The organism is Candidatus Pantoea deserta (assembly GCF_003813865.1).
Classification (GTDB): domain Bacteria; phylum Pseudomonadota; class Gammaproteobacteria; order Enterobacterales; family Enterobacteriaceae; genus Pantoea; species Pantoea deserta.
The window spans coordinates 1-8,318 of the sequence record NZ_RMVG01000040.1; the positions used below are offsets into that span (position 1 = coordinate 1).

Sequence of the window (8,318 nt, forward strand, 5' to 3'; positions counted from 1 at the left end):
CAATACTTAGGCCTGTAGTAATGGATGCTAACCCCAGCACTACCAGCAAGCAAAACCAAACTATGCCATATGCTTTTAGCTTAGAGCTTATAACTTTCGTTAGCTTTAAGCCTTTAACCTCTGGATTGCTTACCATTGCAAATAAGCTTACATATCCAGAAGCAAACCCAAATATAAATAACCAGTTTAACAACCCAAAACCCAACACTCCTAACCCTATCAAGCTATCCCCACTCATATCAGGAAGGAAAAAAGTAAGGGCCGCAAAAACAATATATACTGAAAAATGATACTTGAGATAACTTAAGGGCAAGAAAAATGATGGAACCGTGCTGCTAGAGGACATAGCAGCTTCTGCCAAAACTTTGGAATCCGCCTTTATTTCATCATAACTAATATTCATTTAATCACCTTTTCTTATTACCTAGCGATTCCTCAGTATCATTTAAAAAATCTTTGTAATCCTGAGAATCTTTAAGTTTAAATGTCCTTTGCTCTTGATGCTTATCTGCAGCTTCTTTGTTACGCTGATATTCATTTGCACTCGCGGTATATTCTCCCATACCAGATGAGATTGCACCGTCCGTCAAGCCTTTACCTTTCTCAAGCTCCTGCTGCGCAGAGTCTGCCCTATTTTTGACCACACTTTGTTGAGCTTCAACATCGCCATTCACATCAGTACGAATATTGTTTCTAGCAACACCCGCCTCGATGCTTTGGTTTGCGCTGCTGTACGCTCCTCCGAACTGTGCTCCAGCTGCATTTGCTGGTGAGCTCATGCCATCAGCTGTGCTCCCAGAATTACGTGCATAATCCCCATCAATTCGCCCCTGCAGCTTCTCTGCGAAGAACTCCTGAACCAGACCGTCACGCTGCTTCTGAACGCCTTCATCGGACGTATTGGTAAGGATGGTTTCGGCATTCCCCGGCGCTCGCCTCTGTGCCCATTCCACAAACTGCTGCGTGTAGTTATCGCGCGCGCCTGCGCTGAGCGTTTCAGTCTCAGAGGCCATCTTCTGCATCTCATGCGTATGCGCCTGGCTGGCCGTGTACTGCGCATACCTACTGTCAGATGTGGTGATGCCAGAAGAAATCTGATTCATCAGGCCAGAGGCATTATTATCAACATGCTGGCCGTTATAGGTCGTACTGTAGTTACGCAGCACGTCCATACCCTGACTGAAATCTTGAGATTCTCTTGCAGAAACGGTCTGTGAATTGTCCCTACCGCTCTGGCCACCCTCTGTCGTTTGCGATGTAGAACCTGAACGACCTGTCGCTTCAATACCGCCATGCACATCAACTTTACCCGATACCCCCGTGGCGTATGAGCCAACTTTACCCCAAAGAGATTTATTACTGTCGAAGCTAGCTTGTCCGCGAGTTCCACCATTGATAGCAAGGTCACGAGATTTGTTTTCAAGCTCCGAGTAAGCCTCATTCAGGCTGATATGATTACGGGTTGCGTAGTCCTGCGCCACGTTCTGCATTTTGTTCACGCGCTCGGCATCGGTGATGCTCATGCCGGTTGAAGCGGACAGGGTTTTCGAATCGCTGTTGCCGAACTGCTCATGGAACTGCTTAAGCTGCGAGCCGGTTTCCTGTACCGAGTGGTTGTAGCCCTGCGCCGCCATTTCGGTCTGCGCCATGCTGTCGCGCACCGATCGCTGCGCGGCACTCGCCAGATTCCTGTCAAGATGCAGATCCACCGGGAGGCGGCTAGTTGCGCCGGACGCGTCATACACCGTCTGCCCGTCCTGCGTCATGGTACGCATAGCGCCGTTACCCAGCTGCATGGTGGTCATCCCCTCACGATATGCGCGGTTCAGGTCCGTTTTGTGCCCGTTAATATTATCCATCTGCACGTTACCTACGCTCACGTTGCCCGATGCCACCGCGCCGGAGTCCGCTGCAGACGCGCTGCTGAGCGCGCTGCCCAGGCTGGAGCTGAGGCTTGCAAAACTCTGGCCCAGCCCGGTGAACAACCGGAACGCCAGGAACGGGATGGAGAGCATCAGCCAGCCGGCGATGCCCGCCGTGGTGGTGCTGGTTTCCATCAGGCGGTTCATGTTGGAGAGCGTCGGGCCCGTGGCGTGAAAGCTGCTCTGCGTGCTGTAGTTCACCGCAAAGTTAAAGATGGCGAACATCACCGGCCACAGCATCAGGCTGCCCATAAAGTTCAGGTAGCTCTTGATGACGGACCAGGCGATTTCCCGCACGTAGAGCGCCAGCACCATTACCGGAAAAATGCAGATGCAGAACAGCAGCAGTACCGTGTGCAGCTGTGGCAGCACCTCCGTCGCGATGGTGTAGCTGACCGCGTGCGAGAGCCGGAGCTTCATCAGCGATTGCTCGGACGCGATGTCCACCATCGAGGCCGTATCGTTCATACCCTTCACGTAGCTGTTCAGCCCGCGACGCAGGCCCGCAACGGCGATGTTCTGCATCATGATCGCCTGCGCCGACTTGCTGCTGCCGAGAAAATATTCATAGGAACCTGCCAGCTGCTCAGCGTATACCGTCTGCGGCGCGTTGTTGCCCGGCAGCATGCGGGCCGCATGCGCCATGAACGTGCTGCCTGTGTTGTTGCTCTCCGCCGACAGCAGGTTTTTCAGGCGCGGCGCCGCGTCCCGGCAGACCATAAACGTCGTGCCGTTAGCGTCCCGCCAGTAGATGGCGCGCAGCGGGCTCGGGTTGCTGAAGATCTGCGCCTGCACGTCCTCGGACTCCATCACGTCCTGCATGCTGTACTTGTGGTTCAGCATAATGTCCGGCACCACGCAGTTTTTCGCGTACTCCCCCATGTTGTAGGCCAGCACCGGGTTACGACTGTCGATGGTGAAGCTGTCTTGCAGCAGCTTACTCGCGAACAGCATGCCGGTTTTGGTGTAGGACCGCTCGTCCGGGAAGTGAAAGATGTCTTCGTAGGTTGTCGTAAGCGTGTAGCCCACGCCGGTGGCCAGATAGAGCGGCAGAGCAAGCCCCGCCGGCACGTTATCCACGCGCCCGATGGTGTCCGGTGCGGTCAGATCGTTGACCACCACCGTGACCTTCGGCGTCAGCAGCAGGGCGGTGACCATCACGAACGTCATACCCCAGCCGAACATCGCGCTCAGACTGTGCGTGCGAAGGTAGGTCATCACGCAGAAGGCAATGCCCAGCATCTCCGCCACCCAGATCGTGCTTTTCCAGCCGCCGTTTTCGATCACCGTGGCGACCGCGTTGAGGCCCATTGTGATCATGCCGCCGGAGCTGACCACCCATATATCAAGCGCCATGCTTACCCCCCGAACTGATAGTTCGACAGCACGCTGTCGGACACGGATGAAGAGAGCTGCTGGCGCGTTTCGGACAGGCTGCGGTCATATTCCGCCAGCCCGTTCTGCTGCACCTGGATGCGCGCGACGCGCTGGCTCAGCTCGTTGCGCACCTGACGCAGGTTCTCGCGAAAGTGCTTGTTCTCTTCCTCGGTATCGAGCGTGCCCGCCGCCCCGCTCGCGGCCACGTCGATCAGGCCGTTGATGTAGGACATCACCATATCAGCCGCGATGTACTCCGCCAGACTGCTTACCACGCTCTGATCCATGCCCACCGACGCGGAGTCGATGGTGTAGCGCAGGATGCGCACGCGGGTGCTGCTGATAAGCGCCTTTTCGTTGTCGTTAAGCGCCGTATCGGTGCGGCTTTTATCGAAGATGTCGTTAAGCATGTCGCGCACCCGGCCGGTCATGCCCTCGTCTTCCGAGAGCGTCAGCTCCGCGATGGTCGGCGACAGGCAGGTGGTGTTGTCGTTGCAGCGATAAATTTTCTCGGTTCCACCGTTCAGGAGCGTGTTGAACATCGACTCGCTGCCCCCGCGCGGCTGCAGAAACGTCGGGTTGCCGTTCGCGTCATAAATCACCGTACCCACCATTGACATAATGAACTCCTTCAGCGCGCGATCGTTGCTGAAAAACTGATTGAGCTTCGTGAACGTGTCCCACGTCAGATTGCGGTTGCGCGGGATGCGCTTCTTTTCTTCCTCGGTCGCCTTGTCGAACACGCTGTTCGTCTCCCCGCCCACGCCGCAGCCCTGACGGGATGCCGCCCAGTCAGAGAACACGTCGTGCTTGGTGCCGAGGTCCTGACAGATTTGCGAGCTGGCCGCCTGGGTTTTTGGCCACAGGCCGCCGACGATAGACTGCGCGGCCTGACAGGTGGAGATGTTCATATTGTTGGTGTCCGCCGCGAGCTTTTGCAGGTAGTCCTTCACCGCCTTGCACTGCGGGCAGATGGTTTCGAGCCCGAGGTCAAAGGCGTAGCCGGCGGCGTTGCTCAGGATCTGCTTGCCCATGATTTTGATGCTGTCGCTGTTGATGAAGCTGAACGATCCGAGATAGGCGTCGATGCCGCCGCAGCCCGACTTGATGTCCGGGAGCGTCACCGAAATCAGCTGGATGTTGCGCACCGGCGTGCGGATAAACAGGTTGCCGCCGGTCAGGTAGCCCGCTGACTGTCCCTGCCAGGCGGCCGCCTGGGTGTAGTTACCGCCACCGCCGCCCATGTCGTTAAAGAACTTGTTGATGTCGTTCTGCACGTCCGCGCTCGCCGCAGCGGAGAACAGCAGGCCGGCCGCAATGCCGGCATTCAGCGCAAACTTACTCATCACAGCACCCCCAGGCGCACGGCCAGCGCAAACGACTCGTCCAGGCGCTGCTTCAGCGCCTCCTCACTCATTTCCCCCTGCGACAGCGGGATAGTCACCAGCGACTGCGTGTTGATAATGAAGTCGGTGGGGGTCGCCTGCGGCAGCTCTGCGAAGAAGTCCTTCAGGATGCCGTCGTTGACCGGCATAACCTTCGGGAACACTGCGTCGCCCTTGCCGTCAAAGCTGTAGACAAACACCCCGATGCCGGTCTGCTCTGACACCGACTTCAGGGTCGGGTTGAAACGGTGGCAGTACGGGCAGTCGGAGCGGACAAAGTGCACGATCTGCCAGTGGCCCACGTCCACCCGGCGTCCGTCGCTCAGGTGATACCAGACCGGCTTTGCCGCCGACGTCTGCGGCCGCGCAGCGGGCGTATCTGATGCCGGGCCGCTTTTCTCTGACTGGCTCTCCGGCTCTGCGGGCGCGTCAGCGCCCTCTTTCGCCTGCTCCAGGCGGGCAATGTCGTCAATCGTGCTGGCCGTGGCCAGCACCGGCGTGAGCATCAGCAGTACGGCAAAGAGTCTTGAAATCATGATTAATCCTCGGGCTGGAAGTCGGTAACGATGTTGAGCATGCGGCGCGCCAGGTCGTCCTGGGTGATAAAGCCGTAGGCCAGCGGCTGGTATTTTTTTGTGCGCGGCTCCACCAGGTAGATGGCCGGGAAGTGTTCTATTTTCATCTTCTCCGCCTGCCCGCCGTTCTGCCGGGTGTCAGGCAGGTCCGGGCTGGCGCGTCCGTCCACGGTCACGGGAATAACGGTCAGGCCGTACTGCTCGCTGAACTCCTTCACCACGCCGCCGAGCCGGTTATCCAGCGGCTCGTTACCGCGATAGAAGAAGAACACCCCGTAGCGCTGGTTGACGTAGCGGATAGCCGCCTGCTGCTTCTGGCGCTGCTCGGTGTACTGGATGTTGGCGGTGCCGTTGTAGAACGGGTGCTTCAGGCTGTAGTCCAGCTCCGGGTTGTCCAGCAGCACCTTCTCCCAGCGCGAGGCAAACATGCTGGCCTGATTGACCATCCAGTCCTGCACGATTTTGTAGCGCCGGATATTTTCGCTAGAGGGGTGCAGCATCGCCTCGTTCATCAGGTTGTCGCGAAACGCCTGCAGGCGCTTCATCTTCTGCGTGGGCGTCTCCTGCGGTGCGGCGGGCGGCGGCGACGGCTGCTCTTCCTCGTCCTTTTTTACCGGCTCGTTGTACCAGTACCAGCCGACCGCCGGGTCATAGTTGTAGCCGTCGGGCTTTTTTTCCTCTGCCGCGTGCAGCGGCGATACCGCCAGCAGCAGCGCGAGGCCAATGAGTTTTCTCACGCTTAGTCTCCTGATTTGAGGCTGTTCTGGATGTCGGAGGTGATGCGCTGGTTCAGCGCGTCCTGATCGGGCAGCCTGATGTTGCTGTTCAGGTCGTCGTAGAAGTCGCTGAAGTCGATGTGATCGAACTTAATGCCCTGCAGCTCAGCGACCTTTATTCCCCGGCAGTCCGGGCTTTCACCCGAGCCGAAGCTGATGCCCAGCTGGTCGCGGCGCCCCTGCTCCTGCACGATGCGGGCAAGCTTGCTGTCGAACACGCAGTAGCCCTCTTTCTGCTGCAGGCAGACCCCGAGCACCTTTTTCGAGCAGTAGGAGCCGACCTTCACGACCAGCTTTTTCTCTTTGCCGGTGCCGATCTCCTTCTCCTCGGTGTTGCAGTGCGCGAGTCCCGCGCTCTGCCCCCAGCCGCCGCTTTTGCAGCAGTTGCTGAAGCCCGCCGCGCTTTTGCGGCAGGCCATCGCCTTGCCCGTAAATGCCGTCACTGAGTTCGGGTCCATGCCCGCGAAGTCCTTGCCCGCGGCGGCGAGTGCGGCCAGCTGCGATACCGCCATTTCAAAGTTCTGGTTCTGGCCCGCCTGCATCGCCGAGCAGCTGCCGTCCGAGCAGTAAAACTCCGAGCCGCAGACGTAGCCGGTGCTTTTCACGGTGTGCGCGCACTGGTAGGTCAGCTTGCTGTAAACGCAGAGGTTGCCAATTTTCTGGGTGCAGGTGCGTGTGCCTTCGCTGCAGTTCGGATCGTCGATATAGGCCTGACAGGTGTTGGTGTCGTCTTCGAACACGTTCCACTGGGTGGTATAGCCCCAGCAGTCGCTGTAGACGCTGTAGGCCTGCCCGCCCACGGTCACCGAACGGGTGCCGCCCGGGTCGCTGCAGACCTCGCTCATCTTCACCGCGTCACCCATGTCGGCCGGGCAGCTGTCGGTCCATTCGATGCCCGCCGTGACCGTGTCGCGTACCGCCTGCATGGGAAGCGTGATGCGCAGCACCTGCGTGCCGTTCGCGAGAGAATTCATGGTGCCATCCCGGCCGGACTCATAGTGGCCGTCGGTGTTATAGCGAAACAGCACGCTGATAACCTGCCCCTGCGTGACCTTCTGGGCCGGAATGCTGAGGGTGCCGGAATAGTTGATTTTGGTTCGAATCGTCTGCCCAAAGGCCTGGATGGAGTAGTCCAGGCGGTCTCCGTGGTAGCCCGGTGCTTTGGGGTAAAGGAACTCCCAGGTGCCGCTGCTGATGGTGCCGTCTTCCGGCACGACAAAGTCATACTGTATCCACCAGTTGTCCAGCTTCTTGCCGGTAACGTCGCGGGCGTTGAGCACCAGCTGCGTGCCGTACTCCTCGCGCGATCCGGTCGTAACGATGGTGGCCTTACGCGTGCACGACTGTGAAAGCGGGGTGGCCATTTCACAGCTGTGCGTGGTGTAGGTGGTTTTGTTCAGCTCCTGCGCCACGCACTGACTGCCGTTCACGCCGGTGATGGCATTGGCGTTTTCCCGGATTTCGTCGCTGTACTTCATCATGTCGGAGTCGTAGCTGAGCTTGTCCGCCGGGTTATTCACGTAGGATTCGCGCGCGGTCTGGCCTAAATCAGACTCGCTCAGCTCCGTCTGCCCTTTCACGTCAATGTTCGATGACGTCTGGGTCGGTCCGCTGTAGTAGCCGCGCTGCGGCGCGTCTGAGCTGTAGTTGTCGAAGTAGCCGTTCGGATCGGCGCTGGTTGTGCCGTCAGCAGATTTGCCGGCGTTAATGCCTTCCTGATTGGAAGCGTCCATCGACGCCGCCAGGACGCTGGCTGACAGGCAGGTCAGCAGCAGCCCCTGCAGCAGGGAGCGAGTGGCTTTATTCATGAGAGTTTCCGGAAAGGGTTAAGAAAGCCCGCCGCAGCGGGCAGCGGGGTCAGTCAGAACTTTTTGCGGCAGTCGCCGCGCGTCTCGATCATGCTCAGCGCCTGATTCAGCGCGACGTTGCCGTACACGATGTCGAAACGGTCGCCGCACTTCTTCACCAGCGCCGGCACCTGCTTCACGCCGTAGCGGTCAAAGCGCACCGGATCTATCTGCACGCCGCGCACCTTATAGGTGCTGACCATGTACATCATGTACTTCGCGGTCTGCTCCATGCTGTCGCCAACCAGCCCCCGGAAGTAGACCGGAATGTCCCGGGCTTCGGCCGCCTTCATCAGGATGGCCATCTCCTTTTCGGGCACAGAGGCCGACAGGAAATAGGCCGTCTCGTTTTCTGTACTGCCAACCTGCGTGCCCTGCGGCGCGTCTTCCGCCTGCGCGGCCAGCGCCACTGTCAGGCCAGCGGCAAGCCACAGCG

The 8,318-nt window shown here is 58.6% G+C and carries 7 protein-coding genes; all 7 read right to left on the reverse strand.

All coding sequences use genetic code 11. The features are described 5' to 3' along the window. Positions 1 to 403 (reverse strand): hypothetical protein (locus BBB56_RS23025; protein WP_148085451.1); only part of this gene is annotated, 403 nt, incomplete at its 3' end. A 4-nt stretch (positions 404 to 407) separates the two neighbouring features. Beyond that, complete coding sequence (gene traG, locus BBB56_RS23030) at positions 408 to 3,278, reverse strand: conjugal transfer mating-pair stabilization protein TraG (RefSeq protein ID WP_123803219.1); 2,871 nt, start codon at positions 3,276 to 3,278, stop codon at positions 408 to 410. A gap of 2 nt (positions 3,279 to 3,280) precedes the next feature. Beyond that, complete coding sequence (locus BBB56_RS23035) at positions 3,281 to 4,645, reverse strand: conjugal transfer protein TraH (protein ID WP_123803220.1); 1,365 nt, start codon at positions 4,643 to 4,645, stop codon at positions 3,281 to 3,283. Next, positions 4,645 to 5,220 (reverse strand): type-F conjugative transfer system pilin assembly thiol-disulfide isomerase TrbB, encoded by a 576-nt coding sequence (gene trbB / locus BBB56_RS23040; RefSeq protein WP_123803221.1) that lies wholly within the window; start codon positions 5,218 to 5,220, stop codon positions 4,645 to 4,647. Before trbB ends, BBB56_RS23035 begins: the two co-directional genes overlap by 1 nt. Before the next feature lie 2 nt (positions 5,221 to 5,222). Continuing rightward, a complete protein-coding gene (gene traF, locus BBB56_RS23045) occupies positions 5,223 to 5,996 on the reverse strand; it encodes a type-F conjugative transfer system pilin assembly protein TraF (protein ID WP_123803222.1) in 774 nt (257 codons plus the stop codon). 2 nt (positions 5,997 to 5,998) lie between these two features. After that, positions 5,999 to 7,843, reverse strand: coding sequence for a conjugal transfer protein TraN (locus BBB56_RS23050; RefSeq protein WP_123803223.1), 1,845 nt, complete (start codon positions 7,841 to 7,843; stop codon positions 5,999 to 6,001). Between the two features lie 53 nt (positions 7,844 to 7,896). Beyond that, positions 7,897 to 8,318, reverse strand: a 422-nt coding sequence (gene trbC / locus BBB56_RS23055; protein ID WP_369409925.1) for a type-F conjugative transfer system pilin assembly protein TrbC, incomplete at its 5' end; no start/stop codon positions are given.